Raw genomic sequence first — 22,746 nt, 5'->3', positions numbered from 1 at the left:
GTGACCGTCCCCGCCACGGATGCCGGGACGACAGGCGTGGCTCATCGCCGCCGCGATCGCCGGAAACGAGGTCACGGCGGCGATTCGCTCCGCCGAACGGGGACTGTCAGCCCCCAACACCTCGACGACGAGGCGCGCACCAGTACCAGTCACACCACTCATCAACAAGGAGCAGTCATGCCCACCCGGATTCTCGCTCTGGTCGGAAGCCTTCGGTCCGGCTCGCACAACCGGCAGCTCGCTGAAGCGGCCGTCACGCACGCACCCGTCGGCGTCGAGGTGCAGATCTTCGAAGGACTGGCCGAACTCCCCTTCTACAACCAGGACATCGACACGCCGGGGAACGTTCCCGCCGCCGACGCGCTGCGCGCCGCGGCCGGGGCCGCCGACGCCCTCCTGCTGTGCGCACCCGAGTACAACGGCGCGATGCCGGCCCTGCTGAAGAACGCCATCGACTGGCTCTCACGTCCCTATGGCCAGGGCGCCATCAGCGGAAAGCCGGTCGGCGTCATCGGCGCCGCCCACGGACAGTACGGCGGCGTGTGGGCCCAGGATGATGCCCGCAAGGTTGCGGGCATCGCCGGTGGAGCTGTCGTCGAGGGCATCAAGCTCGCCGTGCCCTTCTCCGGAGACCGCTTTGACGCCACCCACGCGGCCAAGGACCAGGAAATCGCCGAATCCATGCCCCGGATACTCACCGCCCTGGCAGACGTCTGCCTGACGGACGCCTGACGGCAAACCAGGCCGCGATGACCCGCCCCTCGCGGCGGTTGCTCTGCCCGGCCGCCCGATGACAGCCCACCGGTCCGGTTTCCCGGACAGCCCGGACCGGTGGGCACCGGCACCCGCAGGTCAGTGGCCCCGACTGACGCACATTCTGAGAAGCCGCCCACCACCCCCATCTGAATGATCGATCATCGATCAGTTCATGAGGAGATGCCATGCAGACTCAAGAACCGGAGTTCCAAGGGACGACGCCCGACGGGTTCGACACCGTCCGTGACGCCTCCGCGGCCGGCCCTCTCCAGCGCGGTGAGGGCGGTCCGTGCACCCGGGACACCGCCCAGATGCCGCGCTCGGCAGCCAGGGGCGTCTCATCGGGCACCGGTCGGCACCGCGGACGGTGCGCTGACGAGCCGTGTGACTTCGGCGGACAGACATACGTCGGACACGGCCGTCACCGCCGCCCTGCGCGACCAGGCCCGGCGTACAGAGTTCCCGATGGCCGCGATGATGTGTCGAGACATCCGGAGGCCGGCGCCGATGACCGCGAGAGTGAGCTGCGCCGGGAGACCCACGAGTCCGCCGCGGAGCGCGACGCGCACTTCGCGCAGGCCCTGGATTTCCTGGACGGCATGTACTCGGCCGCGGTGCGCATGACGCGCGACCCGGCCGACGCGGAGGGTCTGGTGCAGGAGGTGTACGCGAAGGCGTACACCTCCTTCGGCCAGTTCCGGCAGGGCACCGATCTCAAGGCATGGCTCTACCGAATCCTCACCAGCACGTTCATCGACACCTACCGCACCATGCGACGGGAGCCCCAGCGCAGCCGGACGGAGGAGACCGACGACCGGCAGCCGGCCCGGGCCGGGTCGCACATGCCGACGGGGCTGCGCTCCGCCGAGCGCCAGGAGCTCGACCTCCTGCCCGATGCGGATGTGAAGGCCGCGCTCCAGGCGATAGCGGAGGAGCCCCGGATCGCCGTCTACTTGGCGGACGTCGAGGGGTACACCCGCCAGGAGATCGCCGACATCATGGGCACCTCCATCGGCACGGTGGCCACCCACCTGCACCGGGGCCGAGGCCAACTGCGCGTGCTGCTGCAGGACTATGCGCGTGGGCGCGGGTCCGTCCCCCCGCGCGTGCCGCCCGTCAGCTCGAACCAGACCGATCCGCCGCGTCCGCAGGGTCTGTTGCCCGGAAGGGCGCCGGCGCGTCCGCGTTGAGCAACGTCCCCCGGCCACAGCGCACACCTGCCGATGTACATCCGCATCCAGCAGAAGGGCTTTCGACATGCTGCCACCGTCGTCCGGCGCGTCCGGTATCCATGTGGCACGCCAGTCGAGCGGATCGCCGAGCCGCCGTCGGCCACACGCCGTGGCGGAGGCATCGTGGCGGGCGACCGTCCGGGCGAGGCCGCCGCGCTGGCGGCGCTCGCATTCGCGGGGATGATGTGCGCCGTCCTCCAGACGGCGCTCGTTCCGGTCCTGGCTGCCCTGCCGGCCCTGCTGCACACCTCGTCGTCCAACGCGAGCTGGGCGATCACCGCGACGCTCGCAGCTCGTCGTCATGGTGGTGGGGCGGACTCTGCAGGGTTTCGTGATGGGGGCCATCGCGCTGGGTCTCAGCATCATGCGCGGGTGCGTCCTGCTCGTCGAACACGTCGACTGGCACGTGCTCTTCTTCACCATGGCCGGCATCGGCCTGCTCGTCATGGCGCTGACGATGTGGGTGGTGCCGCAGTCCCCACCGTCTGCCCCGGGCGGCTTGGACCTGCTGGGCGCGGTGGGCCTGTCCGCCGGCCTGGTGGCGCTGCTGCTGCCGATCAGCAAGGGTGGCGACTGGGGCTGGGCGAGCCCCATCACCTTGGGTCTGTTCAGCGCCGCGGTCGTGATCCTGCGGTCCTGGGGCGCCCTGGATCCCTCCCAGACAGCGGCGGCGAACGGTCTCAACAGCCTGATGCGCTCGATCGGCACCTCGGTGTCCAGCGCGGTCATCGGCACGGTGCTCGCCCATCCGTGATCGCATGCTCCGCCGGAGGGCCCCCCGGGTCAGCCGGGGTTGTGCACGGAGGCACTCACTCAGGCAGGGGTTTGCCCTTGGTCTCGGGGCAGAAGAGCGCGACGACGAGCCCCAGCACGTAGATGAGACCGACGGTGGTGGCCGCGATCCCGTAGCCGCCGAGCCGGGAGATGATGGCGCCCGCGGTCAGTGGGCCGAGGAACGCGATGAAGCGCGCGGCGTTGAACACGAACGCCGCACCGGTCGCCCGCAGGTGCGTCGGGTAGAACTCGGGCAGCCACACCGGCATCCAGGTGTACTGGCCCAGGGTGAAGAACCCGTTCACGACGAGGACGAGCACGATCAACCGGAGATCGTGCGTCCACAGGAACAGCACCGGGGTGAGCACGAGCGAGGCGCCGAAATACAGCAGGACCGCGGGTCTCCGGCCGAACCGGTCGGCGAGGAAACCGAAGGCGATGTAGCCGGCGACCGCGCCGACGTTGTAGATCATGCCTGCCCGGCTCGCCCAGGCGGCGGCGTCCTGCCCGGAGTCGGACGCCAGGGAACCGACGTAGGCCGGCACCCAGGTGGAGACGCCCCACCAGCCGAGTGTGGTGGCCAGGGACATGAGCGAGCCGAGGATCGTCAGCATGCGCAGCTTCGGGTCGGACAGCACTTGGTACAGGGTCAGCCGGGTGAAGGACCGCTCCCCCGCGGTCAGTTCGTCGTCGCCACGCTCGCGCAGCTCGCGTCGGCGTTGATGTGCGGCGGTCCACTGCTCCGACTCGGGCACCTTCCGCCGCAGCCACAAAGCGAACAGCGCGGGCAGCACGCCGATCAGGAAGAGGTAGCGCCAGGAGTCGGCGCCGAGAGGGGCGATGAAGTACCAGCATGCCGAGGCGACGAAGAAGCCGAGTCCCAGTCCGCACTGCATCAGGCCGGCGGCCTTCGCCCGCGCGTTCTTCGGCCAGGTCTCGGCGACCAGGGCGGTGCCGGTGCCCCACTCGGATCCGAGCGCGAAGCCGGTGATGAACCGCAGCACCAGGAACGAGGTCCAGGACCACGACAGCGCCGTGAGGCCGGTGAAGGTCGCGTACAGGACCATCGACGTCAGCAGTGCGCGGCGGCGGCCGAAGTAGTCGGCGAAGATCCCGCCCAGGATCCCGCCGAATCCCCAGCCGAGAAGGGTGAGGGAGATGGTCACGCCAGTGAGGAAGGAAACCTGGGTCGCCGACGCGGACGGGTCGAGCTGTCGCAGCACGACGCCGGCGGTCAGAATGAGCGCGTAGGTCTCGAACCCGTCGAAAAGCCAGCCGAGATTGGCGGCGAACAGGGAGCGGCGCTGGGTGCGGGTCAGTGTTCCGGCCCGTGCGGTTCGGGCGGCGGCGATTTCGGCCATGGATGTCTCCTTTCGGGGCCGCTGACGACCCGGGACACGAGGAGGCAACGGAGTCGGCGTCCTACATCAAGGACGTCACGTCCTGCATGAGAGACATTAAATTGAGGGTGCCAAGGCGGTCAAGAAGGCTGCAGCAACGCTGGGGACCACGGGCAGCCGGCGGAAGCACGGCATGGGATCGACCGGGGTTCCGCCGCTCTCAGCGATGGAAGGCCGACATGGAGCCGCAGAACTCGACGACGGGAAGGGCCTGACGCGGGGGTTCGGTGGCGGACACCACGCGTACCCGGGCCCCGGACACCACTCCCATCGGCGGGGCCCCCGTGACTTTGCAGAAAAGGCTGAACCCCTCCTCCATGGTCACGAAGCAGGTGTTGTGCAGGGTGATGTCGCGGCGAACGACCACTCCCCTGCCCGAGCTGCGTTCGCAGGCCAGATCCGTGGAGCCGCAGGCACGGCAGAGCGAACGGCGGTAGTTGGGAGTACGGCACCAGCGACACCGCTGGAAAGTCAGCGCGCCGTCGGCCGGTGGTGCGGTCGGCCCGGGAGCCTCGGGGGAATCCGTCTCAAGGGTGGCGGTGACCGGCTCGGCGATGGTGGCGCCGGTGGTCGCCCCCTGTTCTTTCGCGGCCTTGACGTGTTGCCGGCCATCGATTCGCAGCATGACGCTCTCCTGCACTCGGTGCGGGGGTGGAGCCCAGTCAGGCCCCGTCGCCCGCTCGCGGCTTCGCCTGCCTCCGCTCGGCAAGCTCTCTCTTGATCTCGTCGTTGTGCTCGCCGAGGGTGGGCGGCGCGAGCATCTGCGTGGCGGTGGCGCCGTCGAAGCGGTGTGGGGGACGGATGTGCTCGACCAGCCCCTCGGTCGGGTGAAGCGCCGATATGACGACCCCGAGGTGCTGGAACTGCGGGTCCTGGATGGCCTCACTCGGCTCCAGGACCGGGGCATGCGGAACGTCCGCCGACGACAGCTCCACGAGCCACTCGTCGCGAGGCCGCTTCGCGAACGCGGCCTGCAGCATCGCCCGGAGCTCGTCGTAGTTCGCGATCCGTGCGGCATGGGCCGCGAAGCGCGGGTCCTCGGCCAGTTCGGGAAGCCCCACCGCGTTGATGAGCCCGAGCCAGAACTTCGGTGGCGAGGACAGATGCAGGGCGATCAGACGGTCGTCCGAGCAGCGCATGGCATAGCTCTGCGAGACCGCTGCCCTGCCGTACGGCCCAGGATTCTCGCCCGTTCCGAAGAAGCTGGAGTACGGCTCGGCGAGGAAGTGCGCCATGGCCTCGATCATCGAGATCTCGACGAGCCCGCCGCCACCCCGGATACCCCGCCGCACCAGGGCCGCCAGGACGCCCTGGGCGGCGTAGAGCCCGGTGACCGCGTCGGCGACTGCCGGCCCGCTAATCCGGGGATCGGACCGGTCCAGGGTCAGGCTGAGCATCCCGCTGTAGGCCTGCGCAACCGTGTCGTATGCGGGGCGCGCCGCGTAGGGGCCGGTGCTGCCGAGGCCGCTGATGGCGCAGTACACGAGGTCCGGGTTGAGGGCCCGCAGCCGCTCGCTCCCGACGCCCAGTCGTTCCGCGGCGCCAGGCCGGAAGTTGTGTATGTAGACGTCGGCGGATTCGATCAGGTCATCGAAGACCGCACGGTCCTCGGCGTCCCGGGTGTCCAGGGTGATGCCGCGCTTGTTCCTGTTGACCGCGCGGAACGTGGGGGCGTACAGAGTGCCGTCGTAGGAGCGGAAGACGTCCCCCGTGCCGGGCCGCTCGACCTTGATCACATCGGCGCCCATGTCACCCAGCAGGAGGGATGCGAGCGGGCCGGTGATGAAGGAGCCCTGTTCGACCACGCGCAGGCCCCGTAGGGGAAGGTCCGCGGGGTCGGGAGGTGCCGAGGATTCGCGTTCCATGACCGTACCCACTCTTTCGCATAGCGACCAACTTTTCGCATAGCGCACAATACGAGGGCGTCCGAACTGACGTCAAGCAGGTCAAGGGGGCGAGAATGGCCCTGGTTGGCGCTGCGCACTATCCTCATTGCGCATAGCGCACAATGTCGCCGCGTAGCGGCCGAGGGGAGGGCCAATGGGATCCGATCACGTCTCGTCGCTCGCGAAAGGCCTGGAGGTTCTCCAGGCCTTCAACAGGGAGCGGCCGGAACTGACCATCAGTGAGGTCGCCCGCATCATCGGGGTGACCCCCGCCGCGGCGCGCCGGTCGCTCCTGACACTCAAGGAACTGGGCTTCATCACCACCCACGGCAAGCGCTACCTCCTGACCCCGCGCGTTCTCAGGCTCAGTGAGGCGTTCCTGTCGTCCGTGAGCATGCAGGAGGTCATGCACCAGTTCCTGCAGGAGATCGTCGACCGGACCGGCGACAGCGCTTCCGTAGGCGTTCTCGACGGCGTCGACGTGGTGTACGTGGCGACCGTCTCCGTGAAACGGCCGTATCAACTGACTCCCACCGTGGGCACCCGGTATCCGGCGTACGCCTCTTCCCTGGGGCACGCGATCCTGTCCGCCTCCACGCCGGACGTCGTCGAGGACGTCCTCGCGCGATCCGAGCTCAGGCGCTACACCGACAAGACCCTGGTCGACCACCAGGATCTCCTGGCGGCGATCAAGCACGCCGCGACCAGCGGGATCGCCGGATCGAACGAACTCCTCACCTACGGCGTCATCTCGGTCGCCATGCCCATCCTCGACACGGACGGACAGGTGATCGCCGCCGTCAACTGCGCGACGACACCCACGGAGACGGGCTTCGACCAACTGCTCGAGACGCGGCGGAACCTGCTGGAACGAGCTCGCTTCCAGATCAGCGAGGCCCTCCGCCAGCACCCCGTACTGGCACACTCCGTCCGAGGACGCTCCCAGTGAAACCGTGGCCAAACCTCCCTGCGTCCCGCGTACGGGATGTAGAGTCCTCTCACTAGGACTAACGCAAGCGGGCTCGACTCGGCAGCGTGGCGAGGAGGCCCGCGTCTAACAGGGAAGATGCCCGTGCCTAACGAGGTTCCCGCTGTGAGCGCAGCGATCCGCATCCTCGAGCGCCTTGCCGCGGAATTGCCACGAGCCGTTTCGCCGACCGCCCTGGTGAACGAACTCGGGCTCAATCGTTCGACCTGCTACAACATCCTGACGACGCTGCAGCGCGCCGGCTGGGTCAACAAGCTGGAATCCCGAGGCGGTTGGACACTCGGCCCCGGCCTGCTGGCCCTGACCGGGGTCAGCGACGACTCGGCCGTAGAGGTGGTCCAGGAGGAGATCGACAACCTCAGCCGCCGTCTCGGCTACGTCGTCTTCGCAGCCAGGCAGGACGGATCGGGGGGCTACACGGTCATCGCGGTGTCGGATCCCCGGCGAGGGGTGCGGGTCATCGTCGACGTCGGCGACCGTTTCCCGTTCTCCGCCCCGGCACTCATGCAGGCGATGTACGCCCATCGGCCGTTCGGTGACTTCCTCGCCGCGGCCCGCAGCCGGGCCGTGGAAAGGTTCACGGAACACACGGTCGTCGACCTCGACGAGCTGGCCAAGGTCTTCTCCGAAGTGCGCAGGCGCGGCTTCAGCACGAGCGTCCAGCAGTTCAATCTCGCCCAGAGCGGTACCGCGGCACCGGTCTTCGACCGGGCGGGCAAGCCGCATCTGGCCGTGGGCACGCTGGCCTTCTCGAGCGAACTGGACGAGGGCAACATCGAGCCGGTCGGCCGGCTGATCAGTGCCACCGCGGGACGCATCACCGACCGCACCGGCGGTACGTACCCGCCCGAGGTCGAGAACGACGAACCCGAGGCGGAGCCGGCCTCGTAGGCGAGAGCCCTGGCCATTGCCGCCGCCCGCCACCACCCCTCCCGTGCCTGGAGTACCTCCTGTACTCTTGCGCTAAGCGCAAAGCATGGCGCATAGCGCAAGAGAGGGAGGGTGGAGGACATGGCTCGATCCACACACATGAAGACCTCGATGGCGGAGGTGACCCCCGACCGCATCGTCGTGCGCGGTCTCGACCTCGCGGACGAGCTGATCGGCCGGACGACCACCGCCGAGTTCTTCTACGTGCTCCTGACCGGGAGCCGACCGTCCGCGACGCAGGCGCGCATCCTCGATGCCTGCATCGTGGCGATCGGCGAGCACGGCCTGGTCCCCTCCGTACAGGCGGCGCGCATGACCTACGCCTGCGCGCCGGAGGCGTTCCAGGGCGCCGTCGCGGCGGGTCTGCTGGGCGCCGGCTCGGTCGTCCTGGGCAGCTCCGAGGCCACCGCGCGGGTGCTGAAGCAGATCGTCGACCTGGCAGCGGACGACGACCTGGACGGCGCGGCAAAGAGCGTGCTGCAACAGCTCAAGGACCAGGGCGCCGCCGCCCCGGGCGTCGGACATCCGGTGCACAAGGCCGGCGACCCGCGCGCGGCGAGGCTGCTCGAGTTCACCGAGAGCCTGGGCGCCCAGGGTGTCCACACCAGCGCACTCCACGCCATGACCCGAGCGGTCCCGCTCGTGTACGGCCGTGAGCTGCCGCTCAACGTGTCGGGGGCGATCCCGGCAGCCCTGCTCGACGTCGGGTTTCCCCTGCGGGCCATGAAGGGTGTCCCCCTCGTCGGCCGCACCATGAGCCTCGTCGCCCACCTGCTCGAAGAGATGGACTCGCCCATGGGATTCGGCCTGGCCTCGGCCGCCGAAGCCGCCGTCACCTACGAGCCCTAGAGCCGCACGGAGAACATCGATGACCACGCTGCCCCTTGTCCCGACCGCCGACCTCTACGACGAGCACGGCGCAGGCCTGGACTCCTGCGACACCCAGCTCCACCAGTACGGCGGCCGCCGCGTCTTCCGCGGAATCGCCACCACCATCCGCGTTCACGACGACAACATCCTGGTCAAGGAGGCGGTCGCCGAACCCGGCGCCGGCCGCGTCCTCGTCGTCGACGGCGGCGGCTCGTGCCACTCCGCGCTGCTCGGTGACAACATGGCCGTCACGGCCGCGGCCAACGGCTGGGAGGGAATCATCATCCACGGCTCGGTGCGCGACGTGGCCGCGCTCCGCCAGGTGGACCTCGGCATCAAGGCCGTCGGGTCCAACCCGCGCCGCAGTGGCAAGGCCCGGACGGGCCTGCGGGACGTCCCTGTGAGCTTCGGCGGGGCAACCTTCTCTCCCGGCGACGAGGTCGTCAGCGACGACGACGGGGTCGTTGTCCTGCCCGCGACGCGCGGCTAGCGACCCCCGTCGTCCCGCTGCGTCCCCGCCCACAGGCACGGGGCGCGGCCGGGGCAGCCCGACCGCCCCGGGCGTCGGAGCAACTGACGGGCCGGGCAGTCAGATCACGGCGCTGACCCTCGGTGGCGAGGATGCCCAGGACGCGCCGCGTGAGGGCTGTCCATGTGCGCTGGGGGGACCGCGATCGTGGTCTCGAATTGCCAGGCCTCAATGGCGCGCGCCTAGCAGTCATCGAGGCGCTCGCAGGCGAGTTCTGTGCGCGCAGGCGGCATGGCTCACCCGCACGCCACGCCTGTGCCTGTGCCTGTGCCGTAGTGAGCAAGGGCCGTGACGACGTTCATGGTTGACATGGAGCGAACGCCAACTCCTAGCGTCGTGGGCAAAGATCCGAGCCGAGGAGTGAACAGCATGACCGACCTCCCCACCCGTTACCTGGGCGAACTGGCGGTCTCCGCGCAGGGCCTGGGATGCATGGGCATGAGCCACGGCTACGGCACCGCGGACGACGCGCAGTCGATCGCGACGGTGCACCACGCCCTCGACCGCGGGGTGACCTTGCTGGACACCTCCGACTTCTACGGTGCCGGGCACAACGAGGAACTGATCGGACGAGCCATCGCCGGGCGTCGCGACGAGGTGGTGCTGGCCACGAAGTTCGGCTTCGCCAACCGCCTGGGCGAGCCCACCCGGGTCCGCGGCGACGCCGCCTATGTGCGGCAGGCGTGCGAAGCGTCGCTGCGCCGGCTCGGCGTCGACCACATCGACCTCTACTACCAGCACCGCGTCGACCCCGAGGTGCCGGTCGAGGAGACCGTCGGCGCCATGGCCGAGCTGGTGCGGGCCGGGAAGGTCCGCCATCTCGGGCTGTCCGAGGCCGGCGCAATGACCCTCCGGCGGGCGCACGCGGTGCACCCGATCGCCGCGCTGCAGAGCGAGTGGTCGCTGTGGACCCGCGACCTGGAGGCGGAGATCGCCCCGGTCTGCCGCGAGCTGGGCATCGGCCTGGTCCCGTTCTCCCCGCTCGGGCGCGGCTTCCTGACCGGCCGCTACAACTCGGTCGAGGCGCTCGCGGAGACCGACATGCGGCGCAGGCAGCCGCGTTTCGCCGACGGCAACCTCGAACGGAACCTGGCGATCGTCACGAGGCTGAACGAGTTGGCCGCGGCCAAGGGAGTCACCGCCGGCCAGCTCGCCCTTGCCTGGGTGCAGCACCGGGGCGACGACGTGGTGCCGATCCCCGGAACCCGGCGGCAGCGGTACCTGGAGGAGAACCTGGCGGCCCTGGCCCTCGTGCTGTCCACCGAGGACCTCGCCGCCATCGAGGCCGCCGCGCCGCCCGAGCAGGTCGCGGGGCCCCGCTACGACGCGGCCAGCCTCACCTTCGTCAACGGCTGAGCCGGCCGGGGAACCCCGCGCCCGGACCGATCTCGGTGGCTACCACCTGGATGCGAAGCCGGTGATTCGGGCCGTGAACTCCGGTTCCCCCTTGGTCGGGGCGGTCTTGGAGGGGGGACGATCGTGACGGTCTCCCCCGCGGTCTGCGGGCCGGTACGAGATGGCGGCCCAACGGACGTGCGACCGTCCGCCCTGTCGACGACATCGGCGGACGGTCGCTTGATGCACGGTGCGCAACGCCTCGCGTCATCGCCTCTCAGAAGCAGACAGACGCGTCACCGTCGCGCAACCTCGTGGCGTTCACACGCCCGTGATCTCGGCCGGATCGAGCCCTCGGGTGAGTTCCCGCCGAAGGTCGACCATGTCCAGGGAGCTGAGATCCCGTGGCTGCGCGGCGTCGACCCGCACGTCGTGGATGACTTCAGCGGGACGAGAAGAGAGCACGACCACTCGGGTGCCCAGCGCCACGGCCTCTTCGACGTCGTGCGTGACGAAAACGATCGTCGTGCCGGTGCGTTCCCACAGCGTCACGAGATCGGCCCGGAGCTTCGTCCGCGTCTTGATGTCCAAGGCACTGAGCGGCTCGTCCATCAAGAGCATCCGCGGCTGAACCGCAAGGGCTCGCGCGATGGCGACCCGCTGCTTCTCTCCTCCGGAAAGCTGATGAGCGGGTTTGCGGGAGACGTGACTCAGGCCGAGGAGACTGAGCTTCTCTTCGGCGACCTCACGGAATTCTCGGCGGCGTCCCCTCATTCCCCTGAGGGTCATCCCCAGGACGACATTGTCGCGGGCCGACAACCAGGGGAGCAGACGAGGGCTCTGGAACACGTAAGCGAGCTCCGACCAAGCCTCGTGAGGTGGTTTTCCGAAGACGGTGACCTCTCCGGCCTTGGGCGGTATCAGGTCACCCAGGATCCGCAAAGTCGTGGATTTACCGCAACCCGAGGCGCCGAGGACGCAGAGGAATTCGCCTTCCTGAACATCCAGATGGAAGTCGGACATGATCGTCTCAGACCCGAACTGGATCTGCATGTCCTCTATCCTCACCGCCAGGGCGGCGGTCTGAGTGGAAGTCATCAGTTGTTCCTCTCCTCGACAAGCGTTCCCGATCGCCGTGAAGCGAGTCTCCCGAGCGGATCGAAGACGAGATGGTCCACCACGAAGACGATGGTCACGACCGCCAGAATGGACGCGAAGACGGTCTCGGTCTGGAAATTCTGGCGGGCCTGGTTCATGACGAGGCCAAGACCGCGCTCGGCCCCGAAGAACTCCGCGATGATCGCCACCTTCCATCCGACCGAGAAGGAAAGTCGAGCGGCGGCCAGCGCGTAGGGGAACAGCAACGGCAGCTCAACCTTCAGGGCCACCAGATACCTTCGCCGTGTGAAGCTTCTCCCCATTTCGCGCAGCTCGGGGTCGATCGCTCGGAGCCCTTCGCGCAGGGTGACCATCGAAAACGGGAGGAGGATCAGCACGACGACGAAGACGACGGCGCCGTCGGACACACCGAGCCAGATGACGCCGAGGATCGCCCACCCCACTGACGGGACCGCGTTGACGAACGGAAGCAGCCGAGAGCCGAAGAGGCCGTCCACGACGGGAAGGAGATGCGCGATGAGAGTCAGGACGGCACCGATCGCCATCGCGATGACCACGGCCAGGACGATCCGGACCATGGAGATAAACGTCTGATCGGCGAGGTTCCCGATCAGCATCTCCTTGAGGGACTTCGCCACCTCCAAGGGGGCAGGCAGCAGGTACTCCGGCTGGTTCTGGGCGGCGAAGTACCAGACGACGACGATCAGCAGTGGAACGCCATTGGCGAGGACACGGCTCATGATGCGAGACCTGGCCGGCGGCCTCTTCGCTCCCCGGTCGGCCACCTTGCCCTCAACTGCTCTGGGCGCGCGCATGAGTGCCTTCGTCATCGTACGACCACGTCCTGGATCTCAAAGGGCTTGGGGATGTCCCCGGTCTGGGCGGCCTTGTCCAGGAAGGCCTGGGCGTCGGCGACCGCCCTGCCGTCGAGGTTGCCGAGGTAGTCGTAGACCGTCCCTTCACCCCACTGCGTGAGGATGAATCCCTTGGGGAGTCCGGTCTGCTCCGCCACGTCGACGGCGATCTTCTCGAGGTTCGCCTTCGCGTAGTCGATCGACTTGGTGAGCATGGCCTGGAAGGCCTGGTAGCAGGTCTCGTTCGCATCAACCTGGTCCGCAAGGGCCACGTAGGCCCCGCCGACGATGTTGTGACCGCCGGTCGCCTTTCGCCATTCGGCGTCGGTGTCCATGACGCGACGATGCTTGCCATCGGTGCCCAGGACGTACGCGGGAAAGCTGGTCACTGCCGCAGCGTCGACCCGTCCGCGGTCGAGGGCGGTGGTCAACTGGGCGGGGTCGAGCTCGACCCACTTCATGTCGCCGCCCTGCAGTTCCGCGTTGAAGCCGTAGTTCTCATGGAGGACGATCTGGTTGTTCAGCGTCGTCGTCGATCCGAAACTGGTGACGCCGATCTTCTTGCCGGCCAGGTCCTTGACGCTGTTGATGTCGCTACCCTTCGGCACATAGATGCCGGGCGCACTCGGAGTGGGCTTGTTGTGGGACGCACGTCCCGAGGAGACAGCGAGGATGCGGAGGTCGATCCCCTTGCTCCTCGCCAGGGGGACGCCGATCAGAGACGATTCGATGACGTCGTACTGATCCGTTCCGACTGCTTGAATGAGCGCCGGGATGGTCAGATAACTCACCTTCAGACCAGGGAACTTGGACGTGTCGATCTGATCGTGGCTGATCGCCCACAGCGCCGTGCGGCGGACGTCGTCATCGGCTACGGCGATCTTGAAGTTGCGGCAATCGCCGGCGGCTCGTGCCGGTTCGCCGCCGCAGGCACTGAGCACTCCGCTCACGGCCGCCACTAGAGCGAGAACTGTTGCGATCTTCGTTTTTCCCATTGCACCGTTCCTTACCCCTTACGTCGGCACCGGGCCTCGCTGCCCGTCGACTGTGCCGGGAGCATCAGAATGGTGTGACCCCCACCTCACGTCAATACCTACCGTCTCCTCACCAAGACGAGAAGTCTCGGGTGAGCGACAACAGCGAGCGCCGCGCATCCCGACAGTGACCCACCACGGGGCACCTCATCCATGCGTCGGCAGCCGCCGACAACTTCAACTGCGAGCGCATGCGCAAGCGGTCCGACGTGGGATGATCCTCATGATCCTGGGGTCGACACCCATGAGTCCGTCAGGAGCAAACCCCTTTCGGCGCGGCCTCACATCACGGCCCACAACGCGCGTCGCGACGGCGACCGAACCATTGACAGAGGCGTAAAAGTCCACGAATGTGTCATCCACGTCTCACCCATGAGACATTTTTCGGGCGGATCACAGATCCGGAAGGGACGGACCACATGGTCGCTCTCGTCAGACGCGTGGTAACCGGTCATCGGGACGGCAAGGCCGTCGTGCTCACCGACGGCCCGGCACCGACCGAGCACCGGTTCGAGTCGATCCCGGGGATGCTGACCTCGATCCTGTGGGCAACGGACCCGATCCCCCGGGCCGACGTCGACGAGGCGGCACCGAAGGGCGTACTCGCGCACCCTGACCCAGGTCAGACGCGCTTGATCGTGGTCGAGTTCCCACCGGTGTCGGTCATGACCGCGGACGGGTTCGACCCCGAGGCAGCGGCGGCGGAGACCATTGAGCACCAGCCCGGCATGGCCGAGCGCTTCGAGACGGACAGCAGCGGCCTCCACCTCACCGACTCCGTCGACTACGGCATTGTCCTGAAGGGCCGGATCTGGCTCGAGCTCGAGGTCGGCGACCCGACTCCCCTCGAAGCCGGTGACGTCGTCATTCAGCAGAAGACCCGGCATGCCTGGCGGAACCTCGGCACCGAGCCCGCCCGGATGGCCTTCATCCTGATCGGAACAACTCCCGGTGACTGACGCCCTGACGGGCCGGGACACCACAACCTGCCCAACAGGACAGCTCCCTGCGGCACAGTGCGCAGGGAGCCGGACCGGCCGGCACGGGCGACCTGGACTGCGCCGTCCCATGCCTTTCGTCGCTGCTTGCCGGGACTACGCCGGGATGGAAACCACGGTGTACTCGGCGTTCCGCGGTGATGGATGGGTGAAGCGGGCGTTGGGCAGGGACGTTGAAGCCCTCCTGGAAGGTGATGTCACCGCCGAGCGGCACCCGGACCACGTCGGCCTGCGAGGGCAGGACGTCTCGGCGGCCGAAGGGGAGCTTGTACAGCACGGGGACCAGTGAGCCGGTGACCCAGGCCGCATCCCGGGTGAAGGCGAAGTCGTTGACGAACGAGCCTTCCGCAGCGAGCCGGTAGGTCGTGACGACTCCCCCGGTCGCCGGGTTGATCATCCAGGCAGTGCCTGCCTGCCCGCCCGCGACGAACATACGACCGAAGGTGTCGAGGGCGATGCCGACCGCGCCTGTGCCCGGTCCGCGAGTGAGAAGCCGACCTGTGCCGGTGTCGAGGTCGAGCTTGTACACGTCACCGTTTGCCAGAGAGGTGATGTACGCGGTGGGGCCGTTGCCGATCGCTATGCCCTCGGGGAAGAAGCCGGCGGGACTGGCGGCGTTCCGGCGCATCCCGGCACGCGGGACTCTTCGCAGGTCAGGTGGCCTTGAGCGTGCCACCGTCGATGACGTAGTCCGCACCGGTGACATTGCCGACTACATCGGACAGTAGGAACGCGATCAGTGATGCCACCTCCTGGGGCTCGCTGATCCTGCCGGTGGTGATCGAGAACGCTTGCGGAATCTGCTCGAGGAACGCGGCATGCTCAGCGCCCGCGAGAGCGGCGATCTTGCCGCCGAACCCGTCGGGGTCCTCCCAGACGGACGTGCGGACGACACCGGGCGACACGGTGTTGACTCGTACGCCCTGAGGGCCGAACTCCTCGGCCAGCGACTTGCCGAGGGCTGTCAGTGCCGCCTTGGCCGCGCTGTAGGCCACCGGACCCGCGGCAGGAAGCCTTGAGTTGACGGACGAGACGTTGACGACCGAGCCGCGGTGCTCGATGAGGCTGGGCATGGCTGCCCTGGTGACGCGAACCGCACTGAGCAGGTTGAGGTCGAAGATGGCCTGCCATGCCGCGTCGTCCGTGCCAAGGAAGCCGACCGGCTCCAGCGCGTCACCTCCGCCGGCGTTGTTCACCAGCAGGTCGAGGCCGCCCAGTTCAGCGAGCGCCTGCTCCATGAATGCGCTCACCCCGTCGGCGGTGCTGAGGTCGGCCGACACGGGGACGGCTCCCGTTTCCTTCAGTTCGGGCGTGACCGTGCGGGCGGCGCCGACGACGCGGGCGCCCTCCGCGATGAGTGTCCTGACGGTTGCCAGTCCGATGCCTCGGCTGGCACCCGTCACGATTGCGGTCTTGGAGTCGAGGTTGAGCTTCATGATCCACCAATTCTTTACCTGTGAGTACAAAATTTGGGCAGGGGTCGGCCAGTCGGCGGTTCGGTTCGGTTCGTGTGATCAGAGGGCGTCGACGGTCGCGTCGATCACCCTGGACAGGCGGTCCGGCCCGTCGGCGACGCGGGCCAGGATCCTCAGCCCGACGACACTGTTCAGCAGCAGACTCCCGAGGGCCTCGGGATCACGGTCGGATGCGATCTCCCCCGAACGCTGACCTTGCACGATCAGCTGACGGAACGCGTCTTCGGTTCGGTCGAACATCCGGCGGACCACCGCGGTCGCGGTCTCGCCCGTTCCCGCCAGTTCCGCAGCGGTGTTCACCGCCATACAGCCGCGACGGTCCGGGTCGGCCAGATCCATCTCCGCCAGGAGTCGCAGCATGGTGCGCAGCCGGTCCTTCACCGGACCTGTCTCGTCGAGCAACTGCGCCAGAAGTTCCGTCTGGTTGTCGCGGTAGCGACGCAGAGCCAGTTCGAACAGCGCTCGTTTGCTGCCGAAGGCGTTGTAGAGACTCCCCTTGCCCAGACCGAGTGCGTCGACCAGGTCCTGGGGCGTTGTGGCGGCGTACCCCTTCCGCCAGAACACCTCCATGGCTCGCTCGACCGCGATGTCCGGATCGAACTGCTTCGGCCGTCCCATGGCCGGAACAGTACGCATTCTGTACCTTCAGGTCAAGAAGCTGGACGCCGCCGTGCTCCGTCGAGGCCGGTGCGGTGTGCCTGGAAGGGCATCATCCGTGTGCGGCTGAGGAGCCACGGCGGTGTCTCCTTCAGGCGGTCTGAGGGAAGCCGAGGTTGAGGCCGCCGTGGCTGGGGGCCCGCCAGCGGGAGGTGACGACCTTGCCGCGGGTGAAGAAGTGCACTCCCTCGGTGCCGTGCGCGTGCGTGTCCCCGAACAGGGAGTTCTTCCAGCCGCCGAAGCTGTAGTAGGCCACCGGCACGGGAATCGGCACGTTGATGCCGACCATGCCGACCTCGACCTCGTTGTAGAAGCGGCGGGCGGCTCCGCCGTCGTTGGTGAAGATCGCCGTCCCGTTGCCGTACGGGTTGGAGTTGATCAGTTCGAGGGCCTCGTCGTAGGAGTCCACCCGGAGTACGGACAGGACCGGCCCGAAGATCTCGTCCGTATAGCAGCTCATGTCGGTAGTGACGTGGTCGATCACCGTGGGGCCGAGCCAGAACCCGTCCCGGCCGCCGTCGGCGCGCACCTCGCGGCCGTCGACGACCAGGCTCGCGCCGTCCTGTTCGGCCTGGTCGATGTAGGAGGCGACCCGGTCGCGGTGCGCGGCGGTCACCAGGGGCCCCATGTCGCAGCCCCGGGTGCCGTCGCCCGTCCTGACGGTCCGGGCCCGCTCGGCGATCTTCGTGACGAGTTCGTCGGCGACGGCGCCGACCGCCACCACGGCCGAGATGGCCATGCAGCGCTCGCCCGCCGACCCGAACCCGGCGTTGACCATGGCGTCGGCGGCCAGGTCCAGGTCGGCGTCGGGCAGGACGACGGCGTGGTTCTTGGCTCCGCCGAGAGCCTGGACCCGCTTGCCATTGGCGGTTCCCGTGGCGTACACGTACCGGGCGACCGGGGTGGAGCCGACGAAGCTGACGGCCTTGACGGCCCGGTGGGACAGCAACTCGTCGACGGCGGTCTTGTCGCCCTGCAGCACGTTGAAGACACCGGCGGGCAACCCCGCCTCTGCCCACAGCGCGGCCAGCCACAGTGCGGCCGACGGCGCCTTCTCGCTCGGCTTGAGCACGACGGTGTTGCCGGCCGCGATGGCCACGGGGAAGAACCACATGGGCACCATGGCGGGGAAGTTGAACGGCGCGATGACGCCGACCACGCCGAGCGGCTGCCGGGCCGAGTGCACATCCACCGCGGTCGAGGCGTTCTCGCTGAAGTCGCCCTTGAGCAGGTGCGGGATGCCGCAGGCGAACTCCACGACCTCCTGTCCGCGGGTGACCTCGCCCAGCGCGTCGGACAGGACCTTTCCGTGCTCGCTGGTGATGATCTCGGCGAGCTCGTTCTTGCGCTGGTTGAGCAGTTCGCGGAAGCGGAACACGATCGCTGTGCGCTTGGCCAGTGACGTGTCGCGCCAGGCCGGGAAGGCGGCCGCGGCCGCCTCGATCACCGCACGGGAGTCCGCCACGTCGGCCAGCGCCACCTCGCGCGTCACCGCGCCGGTCGCCGGATTGGTCACTGCGGCGGCACGTCCGCTGGTGCCGGGAAACGCCTTGTTGTTGACCCAATGACCCATGCGTGCCAGGTCGCTGATCGCCACGGTTTCCTCACCCTCACTCGATCACTCACAACAGACGGAGCCGACGCTCCGAGCAGGGCCGTCCGCCTGCCTGCTGCGAGGCTTCCAGAACCCGCTCCGACGATCTGTTCACCTGTGAGGGGAGTTCTTTACGATGCGTCAATGCAGCCGAGCATCCGGGAAGTCCTCCAGCTGTCCGCCATGGCCGCGGGCCGGCCGCACCTCGTCGGCGGCCGCGAACACCTCGACCGCCCGGTTCGCTGGGTGCACATCAGTGATCTCACCGATCTCACCGACCTGCTGGAGGGCGGAGAACTCGTCCTGACCACCGGTCTTCCCCTGACCGAGGGCGCATGGCAGGCAGAGGCCTACCTGACCATGCTGGCCGCGCAGGACGTGGCGGGCCTCGTCGTCGAACTGGGCGCCCGTCTCGGCACCGTGCCCGAGCATCTGGCGACCCTCGCCGACTCGCTCGCCCTGCCACTCGTGGCCCTGACCGACAGGATCCGTTTCGTCGAAGTCACCCAGCAGGTGCACCGGCTGATCGTGGCCGACCAGTACGAGGAGGTCGAGTTCGCCCGCACCACCCACGAGGTCTTCACCTCGCTCAACATCGCCCGTGCCTCCACCACCGACATCGTCACGCGCGCGGCGCAGACCCTGGGCGCACCTCTCGTCCTGGAAGACGTCAGCCGACACGTGCTGGCCTACTGCGCGCTCCACACCCCGACCGCCGACCTCCTGCGCCAGTGGGCCGAACGCTCACGCCTCCACGACTCCGCGAGCACCCCAGCACACGGCTCCGCCTGGTCGGCCGTCCCCGTGGGCGTCGGCTCCGAACGGTGGGGCCGACTCGTCCTGCCCGCCCGGACACCTCACGCATCCCGCGCCCGCATGGTCCTCGAACGCGCCGCACAGTCCCTCCAGTTGCACCGGATGATCCAGCAGGAGCGCGACGCCCTCGTGGTCCAGGCGCTCGGCGGCCTCCTCGACGACCTGCTGAGCGGCCGGATCGGCGAGGAACCCGAGGCCATGGCCCGGGCGGCCGCCCTGGGTCTCACCCCGAACAACCAGTACGCCCCGCTGTCCGTGCGCGTCCCGCGGCGCCCCAACACCGACGCGTTGACGCAGGGGGAGGTCGACCGTCGTCTCCTGAACGCCGTCCGCCAGGCAGTGGCCGCCACAGGCGAGACCGCGATCGCCTCCATCCGCCGCGAAGGGACCGTCTCGGCGGTCATCTCGTGCGCGTCCAAGGGAGCCGATCACGTACTCGACGCCGTGTGCACCGGCCTGCGCGACCGACTGACCGGGCGAAGCGGCACAGACGGCTGGGCCGCCGGCACCGCACCCTCATCGTCCAGCCTCATCGGAGCGGCACAGGGTCTCGCCGAGGCAGAACACGTCGCCGACGTCGGCCTGACCATGCCCAAACCCAACCGCCTCTACCGCTCAACCGATGTACGTCTACGTGGACTTGTCGCTCTCCTGCGCGACGACCACCGTGTCCAGAGGTTCGCGGAGACCGAACTGGGACGCCTGCTCGACCACGACACCCGCACCGGCGACAACTTCCTGGCCCTGCTGCGCACCCACCTCGACTGTTCCGGCTCGAAGACACACACCGCACGCCTTGCGGGCCTGAGCCGCCCCACCCTCTACAGCCGTCTGCGCTCCATCGAACGGATTCTGGGCGTCTCCCTCGATTCCGTCGAGTCACGCACCTCACTCCACACCGCGCTCATGGTCATCGACGCCCGCTGACGCATTCGCGAGGCTCGCCGTTGCACAAGAACGGCCCGCCCACACCCTGCGGCTGCTTGCGCGGAGCGTTGTGGCCCACCTTCACCTGCTGCCTCACTGCCGCCGAGCGCGACTCACACGCCGACGCGAGCCCACGTGGGGAAGCCTCTACACCCCATCCCGAGCGCCTTATGCCCGCAAGCGGCACGTCGTGGTCGACACACTCGGCCTGCTACTGGGCGTGATGGTCACCGCCGCGGGCACCGGCGACCGCACCCGCCGGGCAGGTGGCCGAACCGGATTGCCCGGCCACCGAGACAGAACACGCGGCACTGGGGCGTCCCGCTGCTCGACGATCCAACACCGCGAACTGTTCATGAGGCCCCACGTATGGCGGTGCTGCAGGACCCCGGCGGGCGTCGTGATGGCCGCGAGACGGTACGGGGAAGCCGGGTTCCCCGAACAACTCACGGGCCGTGTCAGTGATCCGGGCTCGAGTGTCATCCGCTCGTCGCGCAGGGTCGCGGTACCGGTGGCGCTGGGCAGTGCCGGTGCTGCCTGCCTGTCGTCATGTTGTTCCTCGGTCTGGCTGATGTTTGACACTCAAGTGGCCATAGCGCACTATATTGAAAGTACTCTCATATAGGGACTGCGATGCGCGCCTCCCGTGCCGGCCACCGTCCGGCCCAAGCATCTGAACCTGAAGGAATCTGGATCATGAAACTGCCCATTGCCCTGCCCGCCGGTCTGATCGCCGTGGCGCTGGCCGCCGCGCCGAGCGCCTACGCCAACGAGTCGTCCGCCTTCCTCGCTGGGAAGGCGCCCGCAGTGGCCGCCGCTGCCTCCGCGCACCCGGCGCAGTGGCCGACGACCCTGCCGATGCCGAGAGGCGAGCGGCCCGAAGGCATCGTGATCAAGGGCTCCACCGCCTACGTCACATCCTTCGCGGACGGCACCATCTACCGCTTCGACCTGAGGACCGGGGAGCGGAAGGTACTCACCCCGGCAACCGGCGTCGGATCGATCGGCATCATGCTCGACGGCAAGGGACGCCTCTTCGTCGCCGGTGGCTACGGCGGAGACGTCCGGGTGATCGACTCCCGCAGCGGCAATCTGCTGGCCACCTACCAGCTCGCCAAGGACACCTCGACCGCCGTCAACGACTTCGCGGTTCTCGACGGGGCCATCTACGTCACCGACTCCCTGTCCCCGAACCTGTACAAGCTGCCCCTGGGCCAGCACGGTGAGCTGCCCGAGCAGAGCCAGGTCAGGACCATCCCCCTCGAGGGCATGCCCTACAAGGGTGACGGCGACCAGGGCTGGAACGCCAACGGCATCACCCCCACCCCCGATGGCAAGGCGCTCCTGGTCATCCAGACCAACACCGGCACACTGTTCCGGGTGGACCCGGCCACCGGCCGGGCCACGCCGGTCGACGTCCATGGCGCGGACATGTCCTGGGGCGACGGCATGCGCCTGGAGGGCCGCACGCTCTACGTCGTGCGCAACACGCCCAACAAGCTGTCCGTCCTGCACCTCAACAAGGCCGGTACTGAGGGCCGGCTCGCGCACGAGGTGACCGATCCCCGGTTCGACACCCCCACCACGGTCGCCCGCCACGGCAACACGCTCTACCTGACCAACGCCCACTTCTACTCCGCGGACCCCGCCAACACCGACTACGCCATCACGGCGATCCCGGACCCGGCCTGACACACCTGCGGCAGCCAGGGCACACGACCCGGCCGCCGCAGACCGCCCACCTCCCACGAACCGAGCCGGCCCAGCCCGGCCCAACGCACTCGCTCCAGCCGAGGAGGGCCCCGCCAGGCCCGCTGCCCCCTCGACCGCCGGCGGCCACCGTCCACATGCCGCCACCGACATCGGTGCCACCGTGCTCATCGCCGCCCTCAGCGTGTTTCGTCACCTACCTCGCGATCAGGGGCGCCAGCGTCGCGCTGACCACCAGGGCCGGTGGCAGGGCCCAGGCACAGCAGTTACTGATGGACGACTGGGGCGCGCAGCACGTCGGCGTGCACGGCCTTGACAACCTCCGGTGCGCCTAGAACGGCCGGCCGCCTGCTGGGCGGACAGGACCGTGCAGGCCACGGTGGGCCGCAATGTGGATCGTCGACTACTCCGCCCCGGCCGGCTACCAGCACGGCCGGGGCGGCCCGAGCCTGCTAAGGGTACTTCGCCGTGCCCCGCCGCCTTGGCCTGGCCATTGTGGTCATGGCGGCAGTACGTTTTAACGGTGGCAGAGACCAACCCACAAGGGTGATCCCGGCGCTGGCCATGCCTTCTACGCGGCTCACGGCCCAAGCGGCACCGGCTTGCAGGCCGATGCCGAGCGTGTCCTCACGCCTGTAAGGCGTTCCCGAACGGGGTCAGAAGGACTGACCAGTCAACCGGGCATTACGGTGGGGCACGAAGCCTTGGTGTGGTGCAGTCCTTGGCCTCACCCCCACACCGGAGTTCTTCGTCGTGATCAAGTCGGGCAGGTTGCGTCCAGAGAAGTGGTGTACGGGTTCGACCTGATCCGGGGGTTTGCTCCGGCATCGGGATGGTGCCCGCATAGTTGAACGGCCACCGG

Annotated in this window: 21 protein-coding genes; 11 read left to right on the top strand and 10 right to left on the bottom strand. The window is 68.4% G+C overall.

Annotation, left to right across the window (positions count from 1 at the left end; all coding sequences use genetic code 11):
• The first annotated feature begins 177 nt into the window (after nt 1-177).
• The 3 genes from ACFU95_RS40460 to ACFU95_RS40450 all read left to right on the top strand — a co-directional run bounded on the left by ACFU95_RS40460 (nt 178) and on the right by ACFU95_RS40450 (nt 2,742).
• Nucleotides 178-732, top strand: a complete 555-nt coding sequence (locus ACFU95_RS40460; RefSeq protein ID WP_152167172.1) for an NADPH-dependent FMN reductase — start codon at nt 178-180, stop codon at nt 730-732.
• A gap of 503 nt (nt 733-1,235) precedes the next feature.
• Nucleotides 1,236-1,946 carry a sigma-70 family RNA polymerase sigma factor gene (locus ACFU95_RS40455; protein WP_383839275.1) on the top strand — a complete coding sequence of 237 codons (711 nt, stop codon included), beginning with the start codon at nt 1,236-1,238 and terminating at the stop codon, nt 1,944-1,946.
• A 376-nt stretch (nt 1,947-2,322) separates the two neighbouring features.
• Nucleotides 2,323-2,742 carry a hypothetical protein gene (locus tag ACFU95_RS40450; RefSeq protein WP_383839272.1) on the top strand — a complete coding sequence of 140 codons (420 nt, stop codon included), beginning with the start codon at nt 2,323-2,325 and terminating at the stop codon, nt 2,740-2,742.
• 55 nt (nt 2,743-2,797) lie between these two features.
• Here ACFU95_RS40450 and ACFU95_RS40445 read toward each other — a convergent pair whose 3' ends face one another.
• The 3 genes from ACFU95_RS40445 to ACFU95_RS40435 all read right to left on the bottom strand — a co-directional run bounded on the left by ACFU95_RS40445 (nt 2,798) and on the right by ACFU95_RS40435 (nt 6,027).
• Nucleotides 2,798-4,123 (bottom strand): MFS transporter, encoded by a 1,326-nt coding sequence (locus ACFU95_RS40445; protein ID WP_152167174.1) that lies wholly within the window; start codon nt 4,121-4,123, stop codon nt 2,798-2,800.
• Between the two features lie 199 nt (nt 4,124-4,322).
• Nucleotides 4,323-4,787 (bottom strand): Zn-ribbon domain-containing OB-fold protein, encoded by a 465-nt coding sequence (locus ACFU95_RS40440; protein WP_383839269.1) that lies wholly within the window; start codon nt 4,785-4,787, stop codon nt 4,323-4,325.
• Between the two features lie 37 nt (nt 4,788-4,824).
• Complete coding sequence (locus ACFU95_RS40435) at nt 4,825-6,027, bottom strand: CaiB/BaiF CoA transferase family protein (protein ID WP_383839266.1); 1,203 nt, start codon at nt 6,025-6,027, stop codon at nt 4,825-4,827.
• A gap of 175 nt (nt 6,028-6,202) precedes the next feature.
• Between ACFU95_RS40435 and ACFU95_RS40430 the strand changes: the two genes are divergently transcribed.
• From ACFU95_RS40430 to ACFU95_RS40410, 5 genes are all read left to right on the top strand, one after another.
• Nucleotides 6,203-6,997, top strand: a complete 795-nt coding sequence (locus ACFU95_RS40430; RefSeq protein WP_152167177.1) for an IclR family transcriptional regulator C-terminal domain-containing protein — start codon at nt 6,203-6,205, stop codon at nt 6,995-6,997.
• A gap of 144 nt (nt 6,998-7,141) precedes the next feature.
• The gene (locus ACFU95_RS40425; RefSeq protein ID WP_383839263.1) at nt 7,142-7,927 is read left to right on the top strand and encodes an IclR family transcriptional regulator; all 786 of its coding nucleotides are present in this window, start codon (nt 7,142-7,144) and stop codon (nt 7,925-7,927) included.
• Nucleotides 7,928-8,047: 120 nt separating this feature from the next.
• Complete coding sequence (locus tag ACFU95_RS40420) at nt 8,048-8,815, top strand: citryl-CoA lyase (RefSeq protein ID WP_383839260.1); 768 nt, start codon at nt 8,048-8,050, stop codon at nt 8,813-8,815.
• A gap of 19 nt (nt 8,816-8,834) precedes the next feature.
• Nucleotides 8,835-9,326: a ribonuclease E activity regulator RraA gene (gene rraA, locus ACFU95_RS40415; protein WP_152167180.1), complete on the top strand. Its 492-nt coding sequence runs from the start codon at nt 8,835-8,837 to the stop codon at nt 9,324-9,326.
• Between the two features lie 408 nt (nt 9,327-9,734).
• Nucleotides 9,735-10,721 (top strand): aldo/keto reductase, encoded by a 987-nt coding sequence (locus tag ACFU95_RS40410; protein ID WP_383839256.1) that lies wholly within the window; start codon nt 9,735-9,737, stop codon nt 10,719-10,721.
• A gap of 300 nt (nt 10,722-11,021) precedes the next feature.
• Here ACFU95_RS40410 and ACFU95_RS40405 read toward each other — a convergent pair whose 3' ends face one another.
• From ACFU95_RS40405 to ACFU95_RS40395, 3 genes are all read right to left on the bottom strand, one after another.
• The gene (locus ACFU95_RS40405; protein ID WP_383839253.1) at nt 11,022-11,798 is read right to left on the bottom strand and encodes an ABC transporter ATP-binding protein; all 777 of its coding nucleotides are present in this window, start codon (nt 11,796-11,798) and stop codon (nt 11,022-11,024) included.
• A complete protein-coding gene (locus ACFU95_RS40400; RefSeq protein WP_383839250.1) occupies nt 11,798-12,559 on the bottom strand; it encodes an ABC transporter permease in 762 nt (253 codons plus the stop codon). The genes ACFU95_RS40405 and ACFU95_RS40400 overlap by 1 nt, the downstream gene beginning before the upstream one ends.
• An 86-nt stretch (nt 12,560-12,645) precedes the next feature.
• The gene (locus ACFU95_RS40395; RefSeq protein WP_383839247.1) at nt 12,646-13,668 is read right to left on the bottom strand and encodes an ABC transporter substrate-binding protein; all 1,023 of its coding nucleotides are present in this window, start codon (nt 13,666-13,668) and stop codon (nt 12,646-12,648) included.
• Between the two features lie 458 nt (nt 13,669-14,126).
• Between ACFU95_RS40395 and ACFU95_RS40390 the strand changes: the two genes are divergently transcribed.
• Entirely contained in the window at nt 14,127-14,666 is a 540-nt protein-coding gene (locus tag ACFU95_RS40390) for a cupin domain-containing protein (RefSeq protein ID WP_383839244.1), read from the top strand.
• Here ACFU95_RS40390 and ACFU95_RS40385 read toward each other — a convergent pair.
• From ACFU95_RS40385 to ACFU95_RS40370, 4 genes are all read right to left on the bottom strand, one after another.
• Nucleotides 14,635-15,333, bottom strand: coding sequence for a hypothetical protein (locus tag ACFU95_RS40385; RefSeq protein ID WP_383839241.1), 699 nt, complete (start codon nt 15,331-15,333; stop codon nt 14,635-14,637). The two genes, ACFU95_RS40390 and ACFU95_RS40385, sit on opposite strands and share 32 nt — an antisense overlap.
• 25 nt (nt 15,334-15,358) lie before the next feature.
• Nucleotides 15,359-16,141 (bottom strand): oxidoreductase, encoded by a 783-nt coding sequence (locus ACFU95_RS40380; protein WP_383839237.1) that lies wholly within the window; start codon nt 16,139-16,141, stop codon nt 15,359-15,361.
• Nucleotides 16,142-16,219: 78 nt separating this feature from the next.
• The gene (locus ACFU95_RS40375) at nt 16,220-16,798 is read right to left on the bottom strand and encodes a TetR/AcrR family transcriptional regulator (protein WP_152167187.1); all 579 of its coding nucleotides are present in this window, start codon (nt 16,796-16,798) and stop codon (nt 16,220-16,222) included.
• Between the two features lie 130 nt (nt 16,799-16,928).
• On the bottom strand, nt 16,929-18,410 hold the full coding sequence (locus ACFU95_RS40370) for a CoA-acylating methylmalonate-semialdehyde dehydrogenase (RefSeq protein ID WP_383839350.1): 1,482 nt from the start codon (nt 18,408-18,410) through the stop codon (nt 16,929-16,931).
• A 165-nt stretch (nt 18,411-18,575) separates the two neighbouring features.
• On the opposite strand from ACFU95_RS40370, the gene ACFU95_RS40365 reads away from it, so the two are divergent.
• Complete coding sequence (locus ACFU95_RS40365; RefSeq protein WP_383839232.1) at nt 18,576-20,174, top strand: PucR family transcriptional regulator; 1,599 nt, start codon at nt 18,576-18,578, stop codon at nt 20,172-20,174.
• A gap of 696 nt (nt 20,175-20,870) precedes the next feature.
• Complete coding sequence (locus ACFU95_RS40360) at nt 20,871-21,866, top strand: SMP-30/gluconolactonase/LRE family protein (RefSeq protein ID WP_383839229.1); 996 nt, start codon at nt 20,871-20,873, stop codon at nt 21,864-21,866.
• Nucleotides 21,867-22,746: the final 880 nt, after the last annotated feature.

Origin of the sequence: Streptomyces sp. NPDC057623, assembly GCF_042800355.1 — a bacterium.
GTDB lineage: Bacteria > Actinomycetota > Actinomycetes > Streptomycetales > Streptomycetaceae > Streptomyces.
The sequence above is the reverse complement of the archived record's forward strand: the minus strand, read 5'-3'. Positions and strand labels throughout refer to the sequence as shown.

Coding starts and splice junctions, on each gene's coding strand:
- ACFU95_RS40460 (WP_152167172.1), top strand. CDS start 178: ATGCCCACCCGGATTCTCGCTCTGGTCGGAAGCCTTCGGTCCGGCTCG.
- ACFU95_RS40450 (WP_383839272.1), top strand. CDS start 2,323: ATGGGGGCCATCGCGCTGGGTCTCAGCATCATGCGCGGGTGCGTCCTG.
- ACFU95_RS40445 (WP_152167174.1), bottom strand. CDS start 4,123: ATGGCCGAAATCGCCGCCGCCCGAACCGCACGGGCCGGAACACTGACC.
- ACFU95_RS40440 (WP_383839269.1), bottom strand. CDS start 4,787: ATGCTGCGAATCGATGGCCGGCAACACGTCAAGGCCGCGAAAGAACAG.
- ACFU95_RS40435 (WP_383839266.1), bottom strand. CDS start 6,027: ATGGAACGCGAATCCTCGGCACCTCCCGACCCCGCGGACCTTCCCCTA.
- ACFU95_RS40430 (WP_152167177.1), top strand. CDS start 6,203: ATGGGATCCGATCACGTCTCGTCGCTCGCGAAAGGCCTGGAGGTTCTC.
- ACFU95_RS40420 (WP_383839260.1), top strand. CDS start 8,048: ATGGCTCGATCCACACACATGAAGACCTCGATGGCGGAGGTGACCCCC.
- rraA (WP_152167180.1), top strand. CDS start 8,835: ATGACCACGCTGCCCCTTGTCCCGACCGCCGACCTCTACGACGAGCAC.
- ACFU95_RS40410 (WP_383839256.1), top strand. CDS start 9,735: ATGACCGACCTCCCCACCCGTTACCTGGGCGAACTGGCGGTCTCCGCG.
- ACFU95_RS40405 (WP_383839253.1), bottom strand. CDS start 11,798: ATGACTTCCACTCAGACCGCCGCCCTGGCGGTGAGGATAGAGGACATG.
- ACFU95_RS40400 (WP_383839250.1), bottom strand. CDS start 12,559: ATGAGCCGTGTCCTCGCCAATGGCGTTCCACTGCTGATCGTCGTCGTC.
- ACFU95_RS40395 (WP_383839247.1), bottom strand. CDS start 13,668: ATGGGAAAAACGAAGATCGCAACAGTTCTCGCTCTAGTGGCGGCCGTG.
- ACFU95_RS40390 (WP_383839244.1), top strand. CDS start 14,127: ATGGTCGCTCTCGTCAGACGCGTGGTAACCGGTCATCGGGACGGCAAG.
- ACFU95_RS40385 (WP_383839241.1), bottom strand. CDS start 15,333: ATGCGCCGGAACGCCGCCAGTCCCGCCGGCTTCTTCCCCGAGGGCATA.
- ACFU95_RS40380 (WP_383839237.1), bottom strand. CDS start 16,141: ATGAAGCTCAACCTCGACTCCAAGACCGCAATCGTGACGGGTGCCAGC.
- ACFU95_RS40375 (WP_152167187.1), bottom strand. CDS start 16,798: ATGGGACGGCCGAAGCAGTTCGATCCGGACATCGCGGTCGAGCGAGCC.
- ACFU95_RS40370 (WP_383839350.1), bottom strand. CDS start 18,410: ATGGGTCATTGGGTCAACAACAAGGCGTTTCCCGGCACCAGCGGACGT.
- ACFU95_RS40365 (WP_383839232.1), top strand. CDS start 18,576: ATGCAGCCGAGCATCCGGGAAGTCCTCCAGCTGTCCGCCATGGCCGCG.
- ACFU95_RS40360 (WP_383839229.1), top strand. CDS start 20,871: ATGAAACTGCCCATTGCCCTGCCCGCCGGTCTGATCGCCGTGGCGCTG.